General features: G+C 43.4%; 1 protein-coding gene. It reads left to right on the top strand.

Going from position 1 to position 656, the window contains the following annotated elements:
* Positions 1-47: 47 nt before the first annotated feature.
* A partial coding sequence (locus R8N47_RS25785; protein WP_318186176.1) for a chemotaxis protein CheW occupies positions 48-656 on the top strand: 609 nt, incomplete at its 3' end.

The following is a 656-nucleotide window of genomic DNA, read 5'->3' as shown; positions in this document are numbered from 1 at the left end:
TTTCCAATAAAGAGTGAAAAATAATCGTTCAGAATTTAGGTAGTAGTATGTCCGGAGTTTTAAATACGGTTGATCAGCGTACGAACTTAGTGGGTGAAAACCGACTGGAACTTTTGCTGTTCACGTTAAACAGTCGTCAGTTATTTGCGATTAATGTGTTCAAAGTGAAAGAGGTGATAAAGCTTCCGCCGTTGACTAAGCTGCCTGGTTCACACTACAACATCCGTGGTGTTGCTTCTCTTCGAGGTGAAGCTGTACCTGTGATTGATTTGCGTTGTTCGATTGGTTTTCCTCCTCTTCGTGGAGAAGCGGAAGAAGAAAACTTGATCGTGACGGAATATAACCGTTCGGTGCAGGGTTTCCTTGTTGGTCCGGTACGTAACATCATCAATACCGCATGGACTGAAATTCAGCCGCCGCCATCTACTTCTGGACGCTCTAACTACCTTACAGCTATCACCCAAGTGAAAGATGGTGATACTTCTCAAATCGTTGAGATTATTGACGTTGAGAAAGTGTTGGCGGAAATCGTTCATTATGATGTCACTATCTCAGAAGATATCTTAGATCACGACTTATCGCAGTCGATGGTTGGACGTAACGTTCTTATCGTAGACGACTCTTCGACAGCAAGAAACCAAGTACGTGACACCCTT

This window comes from Vibrio sp. 2132-1 (genome assembly GCF_033344315.1).
The sequence above is the reverse complement of the archived record's forward strand: the minus strand, read 5'-3'. Positions and strand labels throughout refer to the sequence as shown.